18 protein-coding genes are annotated in these 22,958 nt (G+C 70.8%); 4 read left to right on the plus strand and 14 right to left on the minus strand.

Annotation, left to right across the window (positions count from 1 at the left end; all coding sequences use genetic code 11):
* Window positions 1–216: 216 nt before the first annotated feature.
* From AC1DU4_RS01255 to AC1DU4_RS01280, 6 genes are all read right to left on the minus strand, one after another.
* On the minus strand, window positions 217–1,437 hold the full coding sequence (locus tag AC1DU4_RS01255) for a lipase family protein (RefSeq protein WP_477837203.1): 1,221 nt from the start codon (window positions 1,435–1,437) through the stop codon (window positions 217–219).
* 87 nt (window positions 1,438–1,524) lie between these two features.
* Window positions 1,525–3,255 (minus strand): thiol reductant ABC exporter subunit CydC, encoded by a 1,731-nt coding sequence (gene cydC / locus AC1DU4_RS01260; protein WP_477837206.1) that lies wholly within the window; start codon window positions 3,253–3,255, stop codon window positions 1,525–1,527.
* The gene (gene cydD / locus AC1DU4_RS01265) at window positions 3,252–4,970 is read right to left on the minus strand and encodes a thiol reductant ABC exporter subunit CydD (RefSeq protein ID WP_477837208.1); all 1,719 of its coding nucleotides are present in this window, start codon (window positions 4,968–4,970) and stop codon (window positions 3,252–3,254) included. The genes cydC and cydD overlap by 4 nt, the downstream gene beginning before the upstream one ends.
* Window positions 4,971–5,993 carry a cytochrome d ubiquinol oxidase subunit II gene (gene cydB, locus AC1DU4_RS01270; RefSeq protein WP_477837210.1) on the minus strand — a complete coding sequence of 341 codons (1,023 nt, stop codon included), beginning with the start codon at window positions 5,991–5,993 and terminating at the stop codon, window positions 4,971–4,973.
* A 14-nt stretch (window positions 5,994–6,007) separates the two neighbouring features.
* Window positions 6,008–7,504: a cytochrome ubiquinol oxidase subunit I gene (locus tag AC1DU4_RS01275; RefSeq protein WP_477837212.1), complete on the minus strand. Its 1,497-nt coding sequence runs from the start codon at window positions 7,502–7,504 to the stop codon at window positions 6,008–6,010.
* Window positions 7,505–7,664: 160 nt separating this feature from the next.
* Window positions 7,665–8,537 (minus strand): aminodeoxychorismate lyase, encoded by an 873-nt coding sequence (locus AC1DU4_RS01280; RefSeq protein ID WP_477837213.1) that lies wholly within the window; start codon window positions 8,535–8,537, stop codon window positions 7,665–7,667.
* A gap of 66 nt (window positions 8,538–8,603) precedes the next feature.
* Between AC1DU4_RS01280 and ygfZ the strand changes: the two genes are divergently transcribed.
* From ygfZ to AC1DU4_RS01300, 4 genes are all read left to right on the plus strand, one after another.
* Window positions 8,604–9,731 carry a CAF17-like 4Fe-4S cluster assembly/insertion protein YgfZ gene (ygfZ, locus tag AC1DU4_RS01285; RefSeq protein ID WP_477837215.1) on the plus strand — a complete coding sequence of 376 codons (1,128 nt, stop codon included), beginning with the start codon at window positions 8,604–8,606 and terminating at the stop codon, window positions 9,729–9,731.
* Complete coding sequence (locus AC1DU4_RS01290; RefSeq protein WP_477837216.1) at window positions 9,728–10,408, plus strand: MOSC domain-containing protein; 681 nt, start codon at window positions 9,728–9,730, stop codon at window positions 10,406–10,408. The genes ygfZ and AC1DU4_RS01290 overlap by 4 nt, the downstream gene beginning before the upstream one ends.
* Window positions 10,405–11,361, plus strand: a complete 957-nt coding sequence (locus AC1DU4_RS01295; protein WP_072843040.1) for an asparaginase — start codon at window positions 10,405–10,407, stop codon at window positions 11,359–11,361. The genes AC1DU4_RS01290 and AC1DU4_RS01295 overlap by 4 nt, the downstream gene beginning before the upstream one ends.
* A 137-nt stretch (window positions 11,362–11,498) precedes the next feature.
* On the plus strand, window positions 11,499–11,708 hold the full coding sequence (locus AC1DU4_RS01300) for a DUF3073 domain-containing protein (RefSeq protein WP_072843041.1): 210 nt from the start codon (window positions 11,499–11,501) through the stop codon (window positions 11,706–11,708).
* Window positions 11,709–11,861: 153 nt separating this feature from the next.
* On the opposite strand, the gene purM is transcribed toward AC1DU4_RS01300, so the two are convergent.
* The 8 genes from purM to AC1DU4_RS01340 form a co-directional block, all read right to left on the minus strand.
* Window positions 11,862–12,950 (minus strand): phosphoribosylformylglycinamidine cyclo-ligase, encoded by a 1,089-nt coding sequence (gene purM / locus AC1DU4_RS01305; protein WP_072843042.1) that lies wholly within the window; start codon window positions 12,948–12,950, stop codon window positions 11,862–11,864.
* A 124-nt stretch (window positions 12,951–13,074) separates the two neighbouring features.
* Window positions 13,075–14,679, minus strand: a complete 1,605-nt coding sequence (gene purF, locus AC1DU4_RS01310; protein WP_477837224.1) for an amidophosphoribosyltransferase — start codon at window positions 14,677–14,679, stop codon at window positions 13,075–13,077.
* Window positions 14,680–14,802: 123 nt separating this feature from the next.
* Window positions 14,803–15,207 carry a sterol carrier family protein gene (locus tag AC1DU4_RS01315; protein ID WP_477837226.1) on the minus strand — a complete coding sequence of 135 codons (405 nt, stop codon included), beginning with the start codon at window positions 15,205–15,207 and terminating at the stop codon, window positions 14,803–14,805.
* Window positions 15,204–15,857 carry a CPBP family glutamic-type intramembrane protease gene (locus AC1DU4_RS01320; RefSeq protein ID WP_477837228.1) on the minus strand — a complete coding sequence of 218 codons (654 nt, stop codon included), beginning with the start codon at window positions 15,855–15,857 and terminating at the stop codon, window positions 15,204–15,206. Before AC1DU4_RS01320 ends, AC1DU4_RS01315 begins: the two co-directional genes overlap by 4 nt.
* 30 nt (window positions 15,858–15,887) lie before the next feature.
* Window positions 15,888–17,672 (minus strand): alpha/beta hydrolase, encoded by a 1,785-nt coding sequence (locus AC1DU4_RS01325; RefSeq protein WP_477837229.1) that lies wholly within the window; start codon window positions 17,670–17,672, stop codon window positions 15,888–15,890.
* Between the two features lie 3 nt (window positions 17,673–17,675).
* Window positions 17,676–19,955 (minus strand): phosphoribosylformylglycinamidine synthase subunit PurL, encoded by a 2,280-nt coding sequence (purL, locus tag AC1DU4_RS01330; protein WP_072843047.1) that lies wholly within the window; start codon window positions 19,953–19,955, stop codon window positions 17,676–17,678.
* Window positions 19,956–20,118: 163 nt separating this feature from the next.
* Window positions 20,119–21,468 (minus strand): DUF4185 domain-containing protein, encoded by a 1,350-nt coding sequence (locus tag AC1DU4_RS01335; RefSeq protein WP_477837231.1) that lies wholly within the window; start codon window positions 21,466–21,468, stop codon window positions 20,119–20,121.
* Window positions 21,469–21,658: 190 nt separating this feature from the next.
* The gene (locus tag AC1DU4_RS01340; RefSeq protein ID WP_477837233.1) at window positions 21,659–22,945 is read right to left on the minus strand and encodes a M18 family aminopeptidase; all 1,287 of its coding nucleotides are present in this window, start codon (window positions 22,943–22,945) and stop codon (window positions 21,659–21,661) included.
* Window positions 22,946–22,958 lie beyond the last annotated feature (13 nt).

Below are 22,958 nucleotides of genomic sequence, written 5' to 3' on the forward strand. Positions count from 1 at the left end.
CCGGTCGGGACTGACCGGGGGCTCGGGGGCCGGGTGACTGTCGGGGATTCGCCAGCCGCACACGCGGTCAGTGAATTCCGCTGGCGCGGCTAGCTGACAGCCACCTCACGCGTCCTGTAGTTCTTCAACTTCAGACCACCTCCTTCCTCGTGTACGGACGAAGGTACGCCCGGCCACGAGGGTGTGCAACGGATTATTTTCCGGTCCGTGCGCAGGTCAGCAGGTGGACGGTGCGGCGTCCCCGCGGAACCTGTCCTCCATCCAGTCGAGCGCCCGCGGCAGACCCAGGACCGCGGCGGAGAGATGGTCCGGGGTGGGCGTCAGGAGCGACTCCACCGGAGTGCCGGCCCCGCAGTAACGCCGCAGGGTGTTGTCGATGGAGTCGACCGGGATCAATCCGTCGGTGGGGCTGTGCCATTCGAAGATCGGGAAGTCCGGGACGCCCGGGTACAGCTCGAGGCTGTTCTCGTCCATCACCTCCCAGGCGGCCGGATAGTTCATGAAGTCCTTGTTGTCCGTCACCTGCGCCGCGCTGCGCCCGATGCCCCAGAACATGATCTCGTTGGTACAGCCGTTCTTGATCATGTCCTGGAGCCAGCGGCCCTGGTCGTTGAGCTGGCCCGACACGTTGATCCGGTCCGGGTACTCGCGTTCGAGCCCCAGCGCGGCCGCCATCGCGAGGCCGAAGGCCGGATGCGGGTTCGCGCCGAGCGCCTGGGCCATCTTCGCCAGGTTCATCGGGACGCCGCCCTCGGCCGCGCCGACGATGTTCAGTTCGGGCGCGTAGGTGGGTGCCATCGCGGCGGCCCATCCGGTCGCCATCCCGCCCCCGGAGTAGCCGGCCAGACCGATCGGGCTGTTCGCCACCTGGAACTCGGGGATCTTCCGCACGGCCTTGAGCCCGTCGAGAGTGATCTGCCCGCCGAGCTTCGCGGCGCCGTACGCCATCCTCGGCCCGAGATGGTCGGGAAGTGTCACCGCCCACCCCCGCGCGAGCGCGATGTTCAGGCCGGGCGCCTCCCGGATCTGGGTGAACGGGTCGGTCGTGTAGAGCTCGGTCGCGATCTTGCACTTGTTCCCGAGCGCGTTGATGATGTGCTGGTACGACACCAGCGGACCGTCCGGGACGCGGTTCGGCGGCAGCAGGAAGGTGGTGTTCGCCGCCATCGGATGCCCCTGGGAGTCCTTCGTGCTGAAGAGCACCTCCCACACCTGGCTCCCGGGAAAGTAGAGGTTGGGCGGCATCTGCCGGAGCTTGAGCACCTCGCCGGGAGCATGCGCGGCCAGGTCCGGCGGCGCACTGAAGAAGGGATCCGGGTCGGCCACCGGGTAGACCGGGAGCGCGGCCGCACCGCCGGCCCCCGCCGTCGCCGCTACCAGGACCGACGCCAACCCGACCACGACGCCGCCTACCAGACTTCGAATCAACGCTCCCATGGACCACTCCCCAGTCGTCAGGACGTTCGATCGAGCATTCCGTCGGTSACTATGCCAGGGGTCTCGGACGGCCCATCGGGTTTCGTGTCACTGCTTGGTCTCGACAGCGGGCCGTTCGGTCACGATTCGATCACTCCGACCGCTCGCCTCATTACGGTCGGCTCCCACCTCGAGCACCCGATCCACGGCACTGCCGCTCGGCAGTTGATGCGTCACCACGACCACCGTTCGGCCCGGGTCCACCAGGTTGCCGGAGCGGTCGAGGAGCGCGCGGAGCAGCGCCGCGCCCTCCTCGGCGTCAAGGTGTTCCGTCGGCTCGTCGAGCAGCAGCACCTGCGCGGGCGAGACCAGCGCCCGGGCGAGCAGGAGCCGGCGACGCTGACCCCCGGACAGCGACCGGCCCCCCGACGCGAGAGAGGTGTGCACGCCGTCCGGCAGTCCGGCGAGCCACTCGCCCAGACCCACCGATTCCAACGTCGCCAACGCCTCGGCCTGGTCGAGGTCGCCGCGGGCCACCCGCAGGTTCTCCAGCAGTGACGTCTCGAACAGGTGCGCATCCTCGGCGAAGAACCCGACCTCGCGACGCACCTGGGCCGGGTCCAGGTCCCCGACCGCCGCCCCGTTCACGGTGACGTCGCCGTCAGCCGGGCCGAGCAGACCCGCGAGGGTCATCAGCAGCGCCGTCTTGCCGGCGCCGCTCGGTCCCACCACCGCGGTCCGCGAACCGGGCGGCAGGTCCAGGTCCATCGGGTCGGTGTCGGTGCCGCCGGGCCAGCCGCACCGCAACCGTCGGGCCCGCACGTGCACCGGTTCCGTCACCGGAGCCGTGCTCGGCGCGGGCGCCTCGCCTGCCCGGTCCAGCAGTTCCATGATGCGGGCGGACGCGATCCGGGCCCGGGTCAGCGCGACCGCGGCGGCCGGCAGCACGGCCGTAGCCTCGAACGAGGCGAGCGGGAGCAGCACCAGGATCGCCAGCGACATCGGGGTCATCGCGCCGGGTGTGCCCCCGTCGACGCCGTACGCCGCGATGCCGATCAGCAGGGCACCGAGCACGCTCGCGCCGACGGCGAGCGGGGTCGCGGCCGCGGCGAACCCGGCGGGTACCGCCGCCCGATCCGTCGCCCGGATCTCCTGACGCTCCCAGGCCTGCGCCCGGCGGCGCATCTCGTCCAGGCGGCCGGCCACCCGCAGTTCCGCGGCATGGTCGAGGGCCAGGACCGCGGACTCGCTGAACCGCGCCGCCGCGAGCGCACCGTCCGCCTCTGCCATCCGAGCGGCCCGCGCCGAGAGCATCGGCGCCGCGATCCCCGAAACCGCCAGTGCGACGGCCAGTACCAGCGCACCGGCGGGCGAGATCAACGCCAGACCACCGACCGCGACTAGGGCGAGAACCACCGCGACCGCGATCGGGACCAGCGCCCGTACCACCACGTCGCCGAGCGCGTCGACGTCCGCCCCCGTGCGGGCCAGCAGGTCACCGCGCCGGAGGCCGGCGGGCGCGGCCGGATCGCCCTCCGACAGCCGCCGGTAGATCCGCTCCCGCGCCGACACCGTGCCCCGCAGGGCGGCGTCGTGGGTGGCCAACCGCTCGAGGTAGCGGAAGATGCCGCGGGAGATGCCCAGCGCCCGCACCGCCACCACGGCGACTGTCAGGTCGAGCACCGGCGGCATCTGCCAGGCCCGGGGGATCAGCCACGCGGACAGCGCGGCCAACGCCAGCGCGCTGCCGAGCGTCGCCACCCCGGCGACCACCGCGTAGGCCACCCGTCGCGGGCTCAAGTCGAGCAGGCGCAGTGCGCGGAGCAAAGGATCGCTCATGCCGCCGCCTCCCCGGTTCCGGAGGGCACTGCCTCGGACTGCGTGGTCACCACGGTGTCTCCGGCGGCCAGCACCGACGGACGATGTCCCACCAGCAGCACGGTCCGACCGGCCGCGGCCAGTCGGCGCAGCGAGGCGAGCACCGTCGCCTCCGTGTCGGCGTCCAGGTGTGCGGTCGGCTCGTCGAGCAACAGGATCGGCGCGGGCGAGAGCAGCACCCGGGTCAGCGCGAGGCGTTGCCGCTGCCCCACCGAGAGCCCCAGCCCCCCGACGCCGACCGTGGTGTCCCAGCGGTCCGGCAGTTCGGCGAGCACCGTGTCGAATCCGGTTGCCGCACAAGCTTTCTCGATATCCAACTCGTCGGCGTCCACCGGACCCGTGAGCTCGAGGTTCTCGCGCAGCGTGCCCGGGACCAGCACCGGATGCTGCGGCAGCCAGGCCACCTCGTGCCACCACCGAGTGGTGTCCAGCCGGTGCACTGGCGTCCCGCCGGCCAGCACCTCCCCCTCGTCCGGGTTCGCGAGACCCAGGATCAGTTGCAGCGCAGTGGACTTGCCGGAGCCGTTGGCGCCGGCGAGGACAGTGACCCGTCCCGGCTCCGCGGTCACGTCCAGGCGCCGCGGCGCCCAGCCCCCGCGCGAACGCACACCGACCCCGCGCAACGTCACCGTGGCCGAGTCCGCCACCTCGCCTCCCCCGAGCGGGCCGGTACCGCGACCGTCGAGAATGTCGAAGGCCTTGTCCGCGGCGGCCTTTCCGTCCTCTGCGGCATGGAACTGGGCCCCGACCATCCGCAGCGGCAGGTACACCTCCGGAGCCAGGATCAGCGCGACGACCCCGTCCCGAAGACCCATGTTGCCGAACACCAGGCGGAGCCCGATGCTCACCGCGATCAGGGCGACGCTGAGCGTGGCCAGCAACTCGAGCACCATCGAGGACAGGAACGCCACCCGAAGCGAGGCCATGGTGGTGCGCCGATGCGCATCACCGAGCTCGCGAACCCGGTCCGCCGGTCCGCGCTCGCGGCCGAGTGCCCGCAGTGTCGGCAGGCCGGCCAGCAGGTCCAGCAGCTGCCCGGACAGGCTGGTCATGGTGGCCAGCGAGGCCTCGGCCTTGCCCCGGGTGAGCAGCCCGATCAGGATCATGAACACCGGGATCAGGGGCAGCGTCACCACCACGATCACGGCCGACGTGACGTCGGTGAGCGCGATGACCAGCAGCGCCAGCGGGGTGACGGTGACCGCGAGCAGCAGGGCTGGCAGGTACCCGGTGAGATACGCACGCAGGCCCTCGATCCCGCGGGTCAGGACCGTCGCCACCTCGTCGCGGCGGGGGTCGAGCTCGCGCGGCGACAGCTCGGTGGCCGCGGTGAGCAACTCGCCCCGCAGCTCACCGATCACCCGCGACGCCGACCGGTGCGCGAAACGCGCGTGCGCCCAGGTGGACACGGTGCGTACCAGGATCGCGCCGGCCAGGACGGCCAGTTCGGTGCGCCAGGCGCCGACGCTGCGGGTCGCGGGGTCGGTGATCACCCCGGCCAGCACGGTTCCGATCATCACCGCGGAGACGATGACTGTCACCGCGGTGACCAGCGCGAGCGCCACCGTCAGGAGCAGGTAGCCGCGGGCGGACCGAGAGTAGCGCCACAGGCGTGGGTCCACCGGGCCGCGCCCGCGGGTGGGTGACTCGGGCGCGGCCTCGGTCTCGGTCGGCATCTAACGCGACTTCGCGGGAAGACCGATCGACGGCGGGATCTGTGCGGTCGAGATCCGCTGGCGGAACACCCAGTACGTCCAGGCCTGRTATCCGATGACCACCGGCGTCATGAAGACGGCCGCCCAAGTCATCACCTTGAGCGTGTACGGGCTCGACGAGGCGTTGTAGATCGTCAGGTTGTACGCCTCGTCGATGGTGGACACCATCAGGTTCGGGTAGAGCGAGCCGAAGAGCAGGACCACCGTGGCGATCACCGCGACCGTGGTGAGCACGAACGCCCAGCCCTCCCGCGCGACGGCCGTCAGCGCGACCACCCCGATCAGGGCGGCGGCGGCCACCGCGACCAGGATCCACGTCCAGCCCTTGCCGTAGGCCAGCTGTGTCCACAGCACGAACGCCCCGGCCACCACGACCGTCGGGATCGACAGTCGTGCAGCGAGTTTCACCGCGTCCTCGCGGACCTCACCGGAGGTCTTGAGCGCGAGGAACACCGCGCCGTGCAGCGCGAACACGATGGCCGTCGTCGCGCCGCCCAGCAGCGCGTACGGGTTGAGCAGGTCGAAGAACCCGGAGACGACCTTCTTGTTCTCGTCGATGGCCACGCCGCGCACGATGTTCGCGAAGGCGACGCCCCAGAGAACCGCGGGCACCCACGAGCCGATCATGATGCCGGCGTCGCACCGCGCGCGCCAGGCCGGATCGTCGATCTTGCCGCGCCACTCGATCGCACAGATGCGCAGGATGAGCGCGACCAGGATCAACAGCAGCGGCAGGTAGAAGCCCGAGAACAGGGTCGCGTACCASTCSGGGAACGCCGCGAACRWSGCRCCGCCSGCGGTGATCAGCCAGACCTCGTTSCCGTCCCACACCGGRCCGATGGTGTTGAGCAGCACCCGACGCCGGGTGTCGGTACGGCCGAGCGCCGGGAACAGCATGCCGACACCGAAGTCGAAGCCCTCGAGCACGAAGTACCCGACGAAGAGCACCGCGATGAGGATGAACCAGAATTCTTGAAGTCCCATGGTCTTCTCCCGCCTCAGTACGCGAACGACAGTTGTCTGGGTTCACCCGAGTCTTCGGGTGGCAATTCGTCGCCCGGCGGACGCATGTCGTGGTCCGACGGCCCGGCGATCGCATACCGGCGGATCAACATGAACCAGACGACACCGAGCGCGGCGTAGACCAGCGTGAAGGTGATCAGCGAGGCGACCACGAGGGCGGTCGGATGGTCGGACACACCCTGATCGACCAGTAGCCGGATCTGGTCCACCCCGGTCGGATTCGGATGTACCACCCAGGGCTGTCGGCCCATCTCGGTGAACACCCAGCCGGCGCTGTTGCCGAGGAACGGCGTAGGGATGGCGAGGAGGGACAGCCAGCCGAACCACTTCTGGTCCGGCACCCGGCCGCCGCGGGTCATCCACAGCCCGACCACGGCGAGGATGGCCGAGCCGGCCGCCCACCCGATCATCGCGCGGAAGGTCCAGTAGGTGACGAACAGGTTGGGCCGGTAGTTACCGGGGCCGAACTGCTCCTCGTATTGCAACTGCAGGTCCTCGACGCCCTGGAGGGTGACACCGGTGAAGCTGCCCTCGGCGAGGTAGGGCAACACGCCGGGAACCTCGAGCACGCGGGTGATGCTGTCGCAGTTGTTCTGGGTGCCGATCGTGAGAATCGAGAAGTTGGGGTCGGTCTCGGTGTGGCACAACGATTCCGCGGAGGCCATCTTCATCGGCTGCTGCTCGAACATCAGCTTGGCCTGGATGTCACCGGTGATCGCGAGGCCGACACCCGAGGCCACCATCACCCACAGGGCGAGGATCGTGACCGGGCGGAACATGGTCCTGGCCTGGTTCTCGTTGGCGGCCGCCACCACGGGGTCCGTGGCCGCCTTGGCCCGCTTCATGTTGCGCACCATCCACCAGCCGCCGATACCCGCGACGAAGGTGCCCGCGGTGAGGAACGCACCCGCCACCACGTGCGGGAAAGCCGCCAGCGCAGTGTTGTTCGTCAGCAGCTCCCAGATACTGGTGAGCTCGGCCCGACCGCGTTCCTCGTTGTACACCGCACCGACCGGGTGCTGCATGAACGARTTTGCGGCGATGATGAAGAAGGCGGACGCGTTGACACCGATCGCGACCAGCCAAATCGTGGCCAGGTGAACGAGTTTCGGCAGCCGACCCCAGCCGAAGATCCACAGGCCGAGGAAGGTGGATTCGAGGAAGAAGGCGACCAGGCCCTCCAGCGCCAGCGGCGCCCCGAACACGTCACCGACGAAGCGCGAGTACTCGCTCCAGTTCATGCCGAACTGGAACTCCTGCACGATGCCGGTGGCGACGCCGAGCGCGAAGTTGATGAGGAAGAACTTGCCGAAGAACTTGGTGAGCCGATACCAGTGATCCTTCTTGGTGATCACCCACATCGTCTGCATGATCGCGATGAGCGGGGCGAGCCCGATCGTCAGGGGGACGAGAATGAAGTGGTAGACGGTTGTGATTCCGAACTGCCAGCGCGAAACATCCAGTGCGTCCATTGACAACTCCCAGACAGGGCCCGTTGGACAGGCATGCCGGAACCGAGGTCGTGGGCTGACGCCTCAGTCCCGAATCAAAAGGTATCTCCCGCGGCGGTATGCCGCAGGTCTTTATCTACTACTAGTCGTAGTATCAATGTCAAGACGACCTGTCCGGGCATCAGGCCGCGTCGAGCTCGACCCCTACCGTCTCCGCAGCCAGGCCCACCAGCGACGACACCTCGTCCGCGATCTCCGGGGCCGGCAGGCTCAGCCCGTCCAGGGTGTGCACCCGTGCGGCGAGAGTCACACTCGACAGCAGCCAGAGTCCGTCCGCCAGAATGAGATCCGCGGGCCTCAAAGCGTCGACCTCGCACCGGAACCGGTGCGCTCCGGCCACCTCGAACAAGGCCTGCTGGGTGGTGCCGGGCAGGATCCCGTGTTCGATCGGCGGGGTGATCAGCGTCCGCCCGCGCGAGATCAGCACCGTCGACCTCGGCCCCTCCAGCACCATGCCCTCGCTGCTCGTGAAGATCACGTCGTCGGCGCCGCGCGCGTGCGCGTGCCGCAGCGCCGCCATGTTGGTCGCATACGACAGGGTCTTGGCCCCCAGCAGCTGCCACGGCGCCGTCGCGGCCATGTCGACCGAGTACCCGCGGGCGAGCGTGAGCACCGACACCCCGTCCCGGCGGGCGGCCTCGACCCGGTCCGCGACCGGCCCGACCGTGAGGTACCCGGTGGGCCCGCCGCCGGACTCACGCCCGCGGCTGAGCACCAGGCGCATGATGCCCTCGCGGTCGGCGCCCCACTCGTCGAGCGCCAGCCCGACCGCGATCCGCCAGTCGTCGAGGTCCGGCTCCGGCAGTTCCAACGCCGCCGCGGACCTCCGCAGCCGCGCCAGGTGCAGCTCGATGGTGCACGGCACCCCGTCGCGCACCAGCACCGTCTCGAAGACGCCGTCGCCGCGCACCGCACCCAGGTCGTCCGCATGCAGCAGGGGGGCGTCGGGATCGTGCACGACGCCGTCCAGGGTCACCAACACCTGATCAGCCATGCCCCAAGCCTATCGGCGCGTCGTTCGGCGCGGCACCGCTGTGCACGGCGCTCCTAGTATGGAGGTGTGTCCGAGTCACCGAGCATCACCACGAGTCCCCTGCTCACCCTCCCCGGCGCCGTGCCGGCCCCCGACGATTCCCTCGACGCGGGTGTCGCCTGGCACTACGGGGATCCGTTGCGCGAGCAGCGATCGGCCGAGACCACCGCCGCGATCGTCGACCGGTCGAACCGGTACGTCCTCTCCATTGCCGGCGCCGAACGCCTCAGCTGGCTGCACACCATCTCCAGCCAGCACGTCGCGAACCTGCCCGACGGCGCGTCGGCGGAGAACCTCAGCCTCGACCTCAACGGTCGCGTCGAACACCACTTCGTGCTCACCGATCTCGACGAGGTGACGTGGATCGACACCGAACCGAAGTACGGCCCCGACCTGCTCGGGTTCCTGCAGAAGATGGTGTTCTGGGCGAAGGCCGAGCCCAAGCCGGCGCCCGACATGGCGGTGCTCACCCTGCTCGGCCCCGACATCCGACGGCCCCGGATCCTCGAGGCGCTCGGCGTCGGCGAGCTGCCCGGGGTCTACGGCGCCGTCGCCGTGGCCGGCGGCGGCTTCCTCCGCACCATGCCGTGGCCCGGCGAGCACGCCTGGGACCTCGTGGTCCCCCGCGACCGGCTCGGCCAATGGTGGGCGGCCCTGACCGGGGCCGGCGCCGCTCCCGCGGGCAGCTGGGCGTTCGAGGCGCTGCGGGTGGCCGCACTGCGCCCCCGGATCGGCCTCGACACCGACGAACGCACCATCCCGCACGAGGTCCGCTGGATCGGCGGAGTCACCGAGCACGGCGCGGTCCACCTCGACAAGGGCTGCTACCGCGGCCAGGAGACGGTGGCTCGGGTGCACAACCTGGGCAAACCGCCGCGGCACCTGGTGCTGCTCCACCTCGACGGCTCGGCGGACACCCTGCCGCAGCCGGGTGACGCCGTCACCGCGGACGGTCGCGCCGTGGGCACGGTCGGCACCGTCGTGGACCACCACGAACTCGGCCCCATCGCGCTGGCCCTGGTCAAGCGGACCGTGCCGGCCGAGACCCCGCTCGTCGTCGGCGGCACCGCCGCGGCCATCGACGCGGACTCCGTCCCCAGCTACGACGCCGTCCAGGCGGGCCGTGCCGCCGTCGACCGGCTCCGCGGACGGTGACCGGGCCCGCCCCGGCGGCGGGCCGCGTCGAAGCGGTCTGCGTGCTGTTCGCCGAGCGCGACAGCGGCACCCGGCGGGTGCCGCGCACCGCGATCGACAAACGCCCTGTGACCGGCCCGGTGGGCGTCCACGCGGCCGGGCTCGACGGCGACCGGGTGTGCGACACCGAGCACCACGGCGGCGCCTTCAAGGCGGTCTACGCCTACCAGGAGGACGAGGCCCGGCGGTGGGCGGCGGAACTGGGCCGCGACCTGCCTGCCGGCTGGTTCGGGGAGAACCTGCGCGTGAGCGGGCTCCCCACCAGCGACGCGGTCATCGGCGAGCGCTGGCGGCTAGGCGACCGCGACGACGCGCCGGAACTCGAGGTGACGGGCCCACGAACCCCGTGCGGCACCTTCGGCGTCTGGGCAGCGGAGCCCGGCTGGGTCAAGCGGTTCGCCGAGCGCGCCGACACCGGCGCCTACCTTCGGGTGGTCCGCGGCGGACGGGTCGCCGCCGGCGACGCGATCGAACGCGTGCACGTCCCGGCGCACGGCGTCACGGTCCGCGACCTGTTCACCGGCCGCGACCCGGAACGGCTGGCGCTGTTGCTCGCGCAACAACCCGACCTGTCGCCTAGTGTCGAGGACAAGGCACGCCGACGGATCACCGGGCTGAAGGTGCAGGTGGAGTATTGAGCGTCGAACTTGTCGAGGTGGTCCGGTCCGGTCTCCGCGAGTGCGTGCACCGGGGTTCCGCGGTGCTGCTGGACCCGCACGGCGAGGTCCTGCTCGCCATCGGTGAGGTGCACACCCCGACCTACCCCCGTTCGTCCAGCAAGCCCATGCAGGCGGTCGGAATGCTGCGTAGCGGGTTCGTCCCCGCCGACAGCCGCGAACTGGCCCTGGCCACCGCCTCGCACCACGGTGAACCGGAGCACGTCGCGGTGGTCCACGGGCTGCTGCAGCGCACCGAAGTCGACGAGAACCGCTTGCAGTGCCCGCCGGACCTGCCGTCCGACGAGGTGGCCCGGGCCCGGGTGCTCGCCTCAGGCGGTCTGCGTCGACGAATCTTCATGAACTGCTCCGGCAAGCATGCGGCGATGCTCGCGGTGTGTGTGGCCCGCGGCTGGCCCCTCGACAGCTACCTCGACCCGGCCCATCCGCTGCAGCAGGCCGTGCTCGACACCGTCTCCGACCTGGCCGGCGAGATCGAGTCCGACCACGGCATCGACGGCTGTGGGCTGCCGACCATCCCGCTGGCGTTGACGGCCCTCGCCCACGCCTTCTCCCGCCTCGTCACCGCGCCGCCGGGGAGCCCGGAACGGGCGGTCGCGGACGCGATCCGCGACCATCCCTGGCTGATCTCGGGCACCGGCGCGGACGATGCGCAGCTGATGGCCGCGGTGCCGGGCCTGGTCTGCAAGGCCGGGGCCGACGGTGTGCACGCGGGCGCGCTGCCCGACGGCACCGCCTTCGCCCTCAAGATCGACGACGGCCACGAGCGGGCCCGGCTGCCCCTCGCCGCGGCGCTGCTGCACCGCCTCGGCGTCGAGTGGACCGAGGACCTCGCGGGGCTGGCGTCGCCGCCAGTCCTGGGCGGAGGCGTGCGAGTCGGCACCATTCGGGCTGTTCCGGGCGCGTTGAGATAATTCAGACACCCCGGACTGCCAGGGGAAGGAGCGGCAAATCCTTTCTCAGGCTAGAGTGTGGGTCAGGAAGAAACACACACTCAAACGGGGCCGCCAAATTCCCCAGGCCGCCCCGCGAAAGCGCGAGGGGGTTAGCCATGGGCCGCGGCCGGGCTAAGGCAAAGCAGACCAAGGTTGCGCGTGAGCTCAAGTACAGCTCGCCGTCCACGGACTTCTCTAGCCTTCAGCAAGAACTGTCGGGAAGCTCGTCCAGCTCGCATCGGACCGGGGTCGGCACCGACCAGCGGTCCGACTCGGATGGTCGTTCGCGCTGGGACGACGACGACTCCGACGACTGGCGCCGCTGACCAACGCAGCTGACAAGTGAGGGGAGCCCACAGGCTCCCCTCATTTCCGCATCTGCGGCAGCGCGCGCTCAGCGGCGCCCAATTATCCCCGGATACGACAACGGTCCGGACACCCCGATGGGAATACGGGGTGTCCGGACCGCTTGTCTTTGCCTAGAAGCGCGGGTGGTCTCCCACCAGGTGCGCCTGGCCGGAGCCGTCCTGCTTGTCCGACGCCTTCGAGACGGTGCCCATGGTCCAGCAGTCGATGTGCCGGGCGGTGAGCACGGCCAGCGCGCGGTCCACGTCCTCCGGCGCCACGATCGCGACCATGCCGACGCCCATGTTGAACGTCTGCTCCATCTCGGCGCGCTCGACGCGGCCGCGCTGGGCGATCATCGCGAACACCGGTGCCGGGCTCCAGCTGCCGCGGTCCAGCTCCGCGACCAGGCCCTTGGGCATGACCCGGGCCAGGTTGTTCGCCAGTCCGCCGCCGGTGACGTGGCAGAAGGTGCGCACGTCGGTCTCGGCGGCCAGTGCCAGGCAGTCCTTGGCGTAGATCTTGGTCGGCTCGAGCAGTTCCTCGCCGAGCGTGCGGCCGAACTCCTCGACGTGGCCGGTCAGCGGCATCCGGTCGATCTCGAGCAGCACCTTGCGGGCCAGCGAGTAGCCGTTGGAGTGCAGACCCGAGGAGCCCATGCCGATCACCACGTCGCCCGGACGGACCCGGTCGGGGCCGAGCACGGAATCCGCCTCGACGACACCGACGCCGGTGGCCGAGAGGTCGTAGTCACCGTCGGCCATCAGGCCGGGGTGCTCCGCGGTCTCGCCGCCGAGCAGCGCGCAGCCGGCGATGATGCAGCCGTCGGCGATGCCCTTGACCAGTTCCGCGACCCGCTCGGGCACGACCCGGCCGACCGCGATGTAGTCCTGCAGGAACAACGGCTCGGCGCCGCACACCACGAGGTCGTCGACGACCATCGCCACCAGGTCCAGGCCCAGCGTGTCGTGCTTGTCCATCGCCTGCGCGACCGCGATCTTGGTCCCGACCCCGTCGGTGGAGGCCGCCAACAGCGGCTCCCGGTAGCCGCCCTTGAGGGCGAACAGACCGGCGAAGCCGCCGAGGCCGCCGAGCACCTCCGGGCGACTGGCCTTCTTCGCGAGCGGCGCAAAAAGCTCGACGGCCCGGTCGCCGGCGGCGATGTCGACACCCGCCGCCGCGTAGGAGGCGCCGGTGGGGCGGGGGTTCTGGTCCTCGGTCATCGCGTTCTGACTCCAGCTGTGTTCTCGACAGTGCCGTCAGAGCACTGTGGTTGGTCCCAGGACGTGGACGACCCGGGTGGTGTGCGTGCCGGTACGACTCGCATTATGCGGTCTCGGCGCGGGTCTAGGGCCGACTCAGCGCACTCGCGTTGTCGTTGTCCGGCTTCGTCGGGGCGCCCGCGGTGACGTCGAGCATCCCTTCGAGCACGTTCTTGCCCATCGAGGTCTCCTTGGGCAACGCGATCGGGTAGTGACCGTCGAAGCACGCGGAGCACAGCCGGGAGGCCGGCTGTTCCGTCGCGGCGATCATGCCCTCGATCGAGACGTACCCCAGGGTGTCGGCGCCGATCGACCGGCGCACACCCTCGAGCATCTCGTCCATGCTGGTGGCGCTGCCGTCGGCCTCGCTCACGCCCGCACCGTTGGCGATCAGCTCCGCCGGGGAGGCGAAGTYGATGCCGTAGAAGCACGGCCACTTCACCGGCGGCGACGCGATCCGCACGTGGATCTCCAGCGCACCGGCCTCGCGGAGCATCCGGATCAGTGCCCGCTGGGTGTTGCCGCGGACGATGGAGTCGTCCACCACGATCAGCCGCTTGCCGCGGATGACCTCCTTGAGCGGGTTCAGCTTGAGCCGGATGCCGAGCTGACGAATCGTCTGCGACGGCTGGATGAAGGTACGGCCCACGTAGGCGTTCTTCATCAGACCCTGGCCGTACGGAATTCCCGAGCCCTGCGCGTAGCCGACCGCGGCGGGCGTACCCGACTCGGGGACCGGGATGACCAGATCGCCGTCGATCGGGTGTTCCTTGGCCAGCCGACGGCCGATCTCGACTCGGGTCGAGTGCACCGATCGTCCGCCGATGACGCTGTCCGGACGGGCGAGGTAGACGTATTCGAAGACACAGCCCTTGGGCGTGGGGTTCGCGAAACGCGAGGAGCGGACGCCGTCGGCGTCGATCGCGAGCAGCTCGCCGGGCTCGATGTCGCGCACGAAGGACGCGCCGACGATGTCGAGAGCGGCGGTCTCGCTGGCGACCACCCAGCCACGGTCGAGCCGACCGAGGCAGAGCGGGCGGACACCGTGCGGGTCACGCGCCGCATACAGGGTGTGCTCGTCCATGAAGGTCAGGCAGAACGCGCCACGCAGGGTGGGCAGCAGTTCCATCGCGGCCTGCTCGACGGTCCGGTCCGCGGCCGCGTGCGCGAGCAGCGCGCCGACGATGTCGGAGTCCGAGGTGGCGCCGCCGGGACGCTTGTCGTTGACCAGCCCGGCCTCGCGGGCCCGGGCAGCGAGCTCGGCCGTGTTGACCAGGTTGCCGTTGTGACCGAGAGCGATGCCAGTGCCCGCCGCGGTGGTCCGGAAGATCGGCTGCGCGTTCTCCCACGTGGTCGAGCCGGTGGTGGAGTACCGACAGTGCCCGACGGCGACATGGCCCGACATCGCACCGAGCGTCTGCTCGTCGAACACCTGACTGACCAGGCCGAGGTCCTTGAACACCAGCACCTGCGCGCCGTCGGCGACGGCGATGCCGGCCGCCTCCTGGCCGCGGTGCTGCAGTGCATACAGCCCGTAGTAAGTGAGCTTCGCCACATCCTCGCCGGGAGCCCAGACGCCGAAGACGCCACACTCCTCGCGGGGTGGTTGCTCGTCCTGATCGGACATGCCCGGAGGGGGCACGGCGGCGAGGAGATTCGGACTGTTGACCGACAATTCGGCTGGAGTCACCGGGGTTGCTCCCTAGGGGATGGGTGTGGGGGGCAACTTCAGTCTACGGCCCTCGCAGGGGTGCTCCTACCACCGGCATCTCTACAGTGCCGGGCTGTAGCGTCGGTCACAGGCGAGCGTCGGTCACAGGCGCAGCAGTGGGAGCCAGTGTGCGATCTCCCCCGCTCGGGTGCCCGACGCGGTGAGCGCGCCCGCGGCCGCGGCCGCCTCGAAGGTCAGCCCCCCGGTGACCAGCTTCAGCCAGGTGCGCGGGTCGGTCTCCACGACATTGGGCGGCGTGCCACGGGTGTGCCGCGGGCCCGCGATGCACTGCACCGCGACGAACGGCGGGACGCGGACCTCCACCGACGAACCCGGCGCGACGTTCTCCAGGGTCCGGGCGCTGAGTCGAACCGCGGCGGCCAGCTCGGCGCGGGCGGGGGCGGCAACCGCCGTGGCGTCGTCCGTGTCGGGGGCGCCGACCCAGTCCCGGACGGTCAGCAGTGCGTCCCGCAGCTGCGCGGGGTCGATCTTGCGGCGTGCGGTCACCGCGCCAATCTACCGGCAGCCCAACGGGCGGCCAGCGCGCCGCCGACGTTCACCGACAGGTGCAGCAACATGGGCGCCAGTACGCCGCCGTCGCGTCGGAGCCGGTCGAAGATCAGGCCGGACGCGGCGGTGACGGCGACGGTCGCGGCAACCGGATCACCCGCCACCCGTGCCGGCCGCACGTGCCAGAGCCCGAACGCGAGCGCTCCGACCGCTCCCCCGGCACGCGGCCAGGCCCGCCGCACCTGCGCGTGCAGCACGGAACRGAACAGCAGTTCCTCGGCGAGCACCGTGCCGAACGGGATCTGCACGCCCACCCAGCGGGCGAACTCGGCCCGCCCGCGGATCGGGGGCTCGCCGGCGCGCGGCGCCAGCAGCGGCGCCGCCAACGACGGGACGGCCAGCGCCGCCGCGTACGCCAGGGCAGGCACCGCGGCGACCGCGGCGGCGCGCGGCAACCCGCGCCGCAGCTCGAGCCCGAGTTCGGCAACGCTCGCTCCGGATCCCAGCGCCAGGCCGGTGAACCCGACCGCCAGGGCCGTGTTCGCGGCCGCGCGACCGTCCGGCCCCAGACGCAGCGCGGGCAGCAGCCAGTTGCTCCAACCGACCAGGGCGAGCGCGCACCCGGCCGCGCGGGCGGGCACGTTCACCGAGTCCGGCCTGTCACTCGTCGGGACCGGTCACTTCTCCGGGCCCTGGGTGCCCACGACGGATTCCAGCACGCCCCGCACCCGGTCGGTGTCGGCCTGCGTCCAGCCGTCGGGCGCGGCGATCGCCAGCCAGCCGTCGAGCACGGTCGTGCCGTAGTTGTGCCCGTGCCCGTCCGGAACCCCCGCGGCGTTGGCCAGGTCCGCCGACACCTGCCAGAACGTCACCACCGGGAACCACCGCATCTGCGGGAGCCGGTCGTATCCGGGCGGCTCCGAGAGCCAGTCCGGTCGCTGGAACAGCAGGTCCGGCGACCACCACACCACGGGGTCGGACGGGTGCTGGATGTAGAGCACCCGCGGGTGGAGCCACGGCGACGGTGGCTGCGAGATGTCGGCGGCGCTGTCGGCGAACCGGACCACCAGGCCGTCGGCGTACACCGGGGCCACCTCCGGGGTGCCGGGGTCTCGGCGGGTGACCAGCTGGTGCCACAGCACGTTGGCATTGGGCGGACCGACCCACAACACCCCGTCGACGGTTTCGCGGATGGCCCCGAGGCTGTCGAACGCACCCTCGCCGGCCTGCGTGCCGAGGCTCTCGCCGTACACGTACAGCTTGGGCCGGGTCTCCGGCGGCTTGGTCAGCCAGCGTTCGTGCACCTTGTCCACCAACGCCTTCCCCGCGTCGGCGGCCTTCTGCCGGTCCGCGATGAAGGAGATCCAGCTGGGCAGGTACGAGTACTGGGCCGCGACCAGGGCGGTGTCCCCGTTGTGCACCAGCTCGATGGCCTCGGCGGCGGTCGGGTTCACCCAGCCGGTGCCGGTGGTGGGAATGACCACCAGGACCTTGCGGTCGAAGGCGCCGGTCCGTTCCAGCTCGTCGACCACCACGTCCATCCGCGCCTCGGTCGTCGGGGCGGTCTCGAGCCCGGCGTAGACCCGGATCGGCTCCATGGCCGGGGCGCCGTTGGCGGCGGACAGCTGCGCGGCGTCCAACCCCCGGGAGACGAAGTTGCGCCCCTCGAAGCCGAGGGTGTCCCAGGGCGCCAACGACTCCGGGCTGCCCGACCGCTCCGGGTTGAGGGGCTCGGTGACGCCGTCGCGGGTGCTGTTGTTCTGCAGGCTGAACGCGGAGTTGGCGAAGGAGTACAGCCCGTTCAGCAGCACGCCGGTGACCAGGGTGTAGGTCAGGAACGCCACCAGCACGACGCCGAGCGGGAACGCGGCCTGCCGCGGCACCTTCAGCCAGCGGTTGAGATAGCGGGCCACCAGCCGGACCAGGTCGCGCAGCACCCGCCACAGCGAAATCGCCGCGGCGGCCACGAGCAGGCTCAGCCCGCCGGTGCGGATGTAACCGGAGGTCGTGGTGCCCTCGGCGTCCATCAGTGCCGCCAGCTCCCGTTGCCAGCCCGCGGAGTACACCAGCATCACCACGGCCGCGACGATCGAGCCGGCGACGACCACGATCTCGAGCACCTGCACGACCCGGGGCGGCAGCGGCCACCAGGACCGCCCCGCCAGCAGGTAGCGGTACACCGCCCAGCCGACGGCGGCGCCCACCCCGTAGCCGATCGCGGCGTTGATTCCACCGATCAGACCCTGGAAGAGCCAGTCGCGTGGCAGCAGCGACGGGGTCAGCGACCAGCAGAAGAACAGCGCCGCGAACGCGATGCCGGTGAAGTCGAGGCGGAGCAGTCCCCATGCCCAGACCACGAACGGGTGGCGGGCGACGAGCTCGTCGGTACGTGACCAGACCCCGGGCTGCGCAGCGTCAGGCTGCGCGGTCCCGGGGTCCTGGGTCTCGTCGACGTCGGTCAATAGCTACCCGAACAGCGCCGGCAGGGTGCCCTCGTGCGCCGCGCGCAGCTCCTCGAGGGTGACGGAGAACTGGCCCTGCACCTCGACGGAGTCGGAGCCCTCGTCGACGACGCCGATCCGCACCCACGGCAGGCCGCGGGCGGTGCACATGCCGGTGAAGCGGGTCTCCTCGGTGCGCGGCACCGCGACCAGCACCCGGCCGGCGGACTCGGAGAACAGCGTCACGAACGGGTCCGCACCCTCGGGCAGCAGGATCCGGCAGCCGGTCTCGCCGGCCAGCGCCGCCTCGACGACGGCCTGCGCGAGGCCACCCTCCGACAGGTCGTGCGCGGCGGAGACGAGTCCGTCGCGGGAGCTGGCCAGCAGGATGTCCGCGAGCAGCTGCTCACGGGCCAGGTCGACCTTCGGCGGCACGCCGCCGAGATGGTCGTGTTCGACCTGGGCCCAGATCGAGCCGTCCAGCTCGTCGTGGGTCTCGCCGAGCAGGATCAGCGTCTCGCCGGGCTCGAGGCCCAGACCGGTCGGGATGCGACGCTGCACGTCGTCGATGACGCCGAGCACAGCCACCACCGGGGTCGGCAGGATCGCCGTGGATCCGGTCTGGTTGTAGAAGCTGACGTTGCCGCCGGTGACCGGGATGCCGAGGGTGGCGCAGCCGTCCGCCAGGCCGCGCACGGCCTGCTGGAACTGCCACATCACGCCCGGATCCTCCGGGGAACCGAAGTTGAGGCAGTTGCTCACGGCCTGCGGGGTGGCACCGGTGACCGCGACGTTGCGGAACGCCTCGGCCAGGGCCAGCTGGGCGCCGGCGTACGGGTCCAGCGCCGTGTAACGGCCGGAGGCGTCGGTGGCCAGGGCGATGCCACGGCCGGTCTTCTCGTCGACCCGGATCACGCCGGCGTCGGCCTGCTCGGCGAGCACCGTGTTGCCGCGGACGTACCGGTCGTACTGCTCGGTGATCCACTTGCGGCTGCACAGCTGCGGCGAGGAGATCATCTTGAGCAGGGTGGCCTGCAGCTCGGCCGCGGTCTCCGGGCGCTCGAGTCCGGCAGTGGTGTTCGCGATCAACGCGTCCTGCGCCTCGGGGCGCTGCACGGGACGCTCGTAGACCGGGCCCTCGTGCGCGACGGTGCGCGGCGGCACGTCGACGACGGTCTCGCCGTGCCAGTCGATGACCAGCCGGTCGCCGTCGGTGACCTCACCGATGACGGTGGCGAGCACGTCCCACTTGCGGCAGACCTCCATGAACGCGTCCACGTTCTCGGGGGTCACCACGGCGCACATGCGCTCCTGCGACTCGCTGGAAAGCACCTCCGCCGCGGTCATGCCGGTGGCGCGCATCGGCACCGCGTCCAGGTTGATGTGCATGCCGCCGTCGCCGGCCGCGGCCAGCTCCGAGGTCGCGCAGGACAGCCCGGCGCCGCCGAGGTCCTGGATGCCGACCACGAGTCCGGCGGCGTACAGGTCGAGGCAGCACTCGATGAGCACCTTCTCGGTGAACGGGTCGCCGACCTGCACGGCGGGCAGCTTCTTGGGACGGCCGCCCGACGACTCGTCGAAGGTCTCCGATGCCAGCACCGAGACGCCGCCGATGCCGTCGAGGCCGGTGCGGGCGCCGAACAGGATGATCTTGTTGCCGGCACCGGACGCGAACGCCAGGTGCAGGTCCTCGACCCGCATCACGCCGGCGCACAGCGCGTTGACCAGCGGGTTGCCCGCGTAGGACGCGTCGAAGACGGTCTCGCCGCCGACGTTGGGCAGGCCGAGGGAGTTGCCGTAGCCGCCGACGCCGCGGACGACGCCGTCGACGACGCGCCGGGTGTCGGGAGCGTCCGCCGCGCCGAAGCGCAGCTGGTCCATGACCGCGATCGGGCGGGCGCCCATGGCCATGATGTCGCGGACGATGCCGCCGACGCCGGTGGCCGCACCCTGGTAGGGCTCGATGTAGGACGGGTGGTTGTGCGACTCGACCTTGAAGGTGACCGCCCAGCCGTCGCCGATGTCGACGACGCCGGCGTTCTCGCCGATGCCTGCCAGCATGGAGGAGCGCATCTCGTCGGTGGTGGTCTCACCGAAGTACTTCAGGTGCACCTTGGAGGACTTGTAGGAGCAGTGCTCGCTCCACATCACCGAGTACATCGCGAGCTCGGCGTCCGTGGGGCGACGACCGAGGATTTCCCGAATGCGGGTGTACTCGTCGTCCTTGAGGCCCAGTTCCCGGTGGGGCTGGGCGACATCCGGGGTCGCTGCGGCGTTGGTGACGGTATCGACCTGCGAAGACACTGGAAGTGGGGTCCCTTCCCTGAAGGAGTCAGATCGGCAGACCGGCGGGGCGCTGCCTGGGCAAAGTCTAGCCGGGCGCACCGACGTCCGACGCACTGGCAGAGCCGACCACGACCCGCCCCTCGGCCGGGGGCGGGCCGCGCGCGTCAGCTCGGCCGGTCCGTCACTTGTCCGCGGGTGTTTCCGCGGGGGTCTCCTCCGGCACACCCGCGGGGTACTCGGTGCCGATCCGCTGCGCCTCACCGGTGGTCGCCGGGTCCGGCCGGTCGACCTGGTCGGTGGCGGCCATCTGCAGGCCCTGGAGGTCGGTGCGCATGTAGATGACGTTGTACCGGTCCCAGGTGGTGACCACGGACTCGAGGTACCGCCCGCTGGCCCACGGGTGCATGAATCCGCCGTACACCGAGGGCAACAGCAAGCCGCTGATGATGGTCTGGGTGCCGCTCCAGGGGCCCTGCGGGTTGTCGGCCTGCCGGATGACCAGACCGTCCAGGTCGGTGTACATGGCGACGTACTTGCCCAGGTAGTCGTTCCACTGCACCGACAGCTCGCTGACCGGCGCGGGCATCACGGCCTTGGCCGCCGCCTGGTCCGGTACCCAGCCGGTGCCGTTCCAGTACTCGTAGGCCGTCGGGTCGAGCAGCTGCGCACCGTGCACCCGGGCCAGCAGGGCGTCGCCGAACCGGCCCGACGGCGTCCCGTACTCGTAGATGTAGCCGTCACCGCGGCCGGTCAGGAACGCGCTCTGCTGCCAGTCCTTGTTGGTCGGCGCGATGGCGGGGATGCCCTCGATGCCGATCCCGGCGGTGTTGGCCCGGACCGTGCCGGGTTGATTGACCCAGTTCTCGCCGTTGTCGGTCGAGGTGGCGATGGCCGAGTAGTTGGTGGTCCAGTTGCCCGGGGTGTCCCAGGACCGCACCGACATGAAGCGGACGTACTGGACACCGCCGAAGGACACGGCGCCGGTCGGGATGGTGGTGAACTCGCCGGGAATCGCGAAGCCGGGGATGATCTCCTTCGAGTGGTTCGGCGCGTCCAGTGGCGAGCTGTCGATCCGCATGCCGTCGGCCAGGTTCGTGTCGGCGCTGCGGAAGAGCACGTTGCTGCGCCAGTCGTCGCCCTCGGAGCCGCACTCGCCGACTGTGTCGCCGAACGCGACCAGTGTGTCGTGGTCCGCGCCGGGCAGGCCGTTGTCCCACATGATGCCGAGATCCGTGCCGGAGACGTTGAACCTGTTGATGGTGTCGTTCGGGCTGCCGGGGCCGGTGACCATCTCGATCGCCTTGGTGCGGCCGGTCAACTGCGGCAGCGCCCCGTCCGGCGAACCGGTGATCCACGGCAGGACCTTGCCCAACGAACCGGTGGCGCTGCCGGAACTGCCGGAGCTGTTCCCACCCTGCCCGCAGGGCCCACCTTCCGCGGCGGTGGCCGGCGGGGCCATCACCACCGACAGCGACACCGTCACCGCGGCGGCCGACACGACTGCTGACCATGATCGTCTCACTGAGCGCACAGGCAATTTCCCTTCCTGCGTAGGCAAGTCCGGCACGGGACAAATGGCCCGATTCCGACGATTCGACGCCACAGCAGACCACGAACAGCTCACAGTTGCCGGGCGACAGCCGTGCGTTATGGGAATTGTTATCGAAGAGATTGCTCGTGCTTGGTCCGCCGAACCGCCGCCGGCCGCCCTCCCGGCGGGGTCAGTCGACCGGCGTCAGGAAGGCCGCGAGCGCGTCCGCGTAGTACGCCACGTCGGCGGCGCCCATCAGCTCCCGAGCCGAGTGCATCGCCAGTTGCGGGGCACCGACATCCACGGTGGACAGCCCCGTACGCGAGGCCGTGATGGGCCCGATCGTCGAGCCGCACGGCAGGTCCGCACGGTGCACGTACCGCTGCAACGGCACCCCCGCCTGGTCGCAGGCCAGCGCGAACGCACCCGCGCCGGCAGCGTCGGTGGCGTACCGCAGGTTCTGGTTCACCTTGAGAACCGGTCCCCCGTTGACCTCGATGCGGTGCGCCGGCTCGTGCCGGTCCGGGTAGTTCGGGTGGGTGGCGTGGGCCATGTCGCCGGACGCGCACACCGAGCCGGCCAGCGCCCGCAGGAAGTCTTCCCGGCCGCCGCCGCGGGCCAGCACGATCCGCTCGAGGACCGAGTTCAGCAGGTCCGAGAAGGCGCCGCGATCGGACATGCTGCCGACCTCCTCGTGGTCGAACAGCGCCAGCACGGGAATGGCCTCGCCCGGCTCCTCGACCGCCGCGAGCAATGCCCTGGTTCCCGCGTAGCAGGTGCCCTGGTTGTCCAGTCGCGGCGCGCTGACCAACTCGTCGTGCAGCCCGACCACCGCGCTCGGCGCGAGGTCGTGGGTCATCAGCTCCCAGCCGAGCACCGCGTCCTCGGCGACCCCCGCCTGCCCGGCCAGGTAGCCGAGGAAGGAGGTCGGCGAGTTGCCGACACCCCAGATCGCGTTGACATGCCGCTGCGGGTCGAGCTGAACGCCCTTGCGTTCCTCGGACAGGTGGATCGCCAGCTGCGGCACCCGCAGGATCGGCCGGTCCACCCGGATCAGCTTCTGCTGCAGCGCGTTTCCCACCCGCACACTGATCCGACCGGAGATCCCGAGGTCGCGGTCGAGCCACGAGTTCAGCCAGGCGCCGCCGTACGGTTCCAGGCCCACCAACTGCCATCCGGCGGACCGCAGGTCGGGGTGCTGCTTGACCCGCAGGTTCGGGCTGTCGGTGTGGCCGCCGACGATCCGGAACGGCGACTCGCCGTGGCCGGACTCCTCGGTGCTCCACGCCACCAGCGAGCCGCCCCGCACCAGGTAGTACCGGCCGGGCGCGGTCGGCCAGCCGTCCGTCTCGCGCAACTCGACGAAGCCGGCCTCCGTCAGCTCGGCCGCGACCGTCTCGCACACGTGGAACGGGGACGGGGAGGCGTCGACGAAGGCACAGAGTCCGGAGGCGGTGGCGTCGGTCATCGTGGGCATGCCCACGATCCTA

Source organism: Rhodococcus sp. P4_F5 (assembly GCF_056401315.1).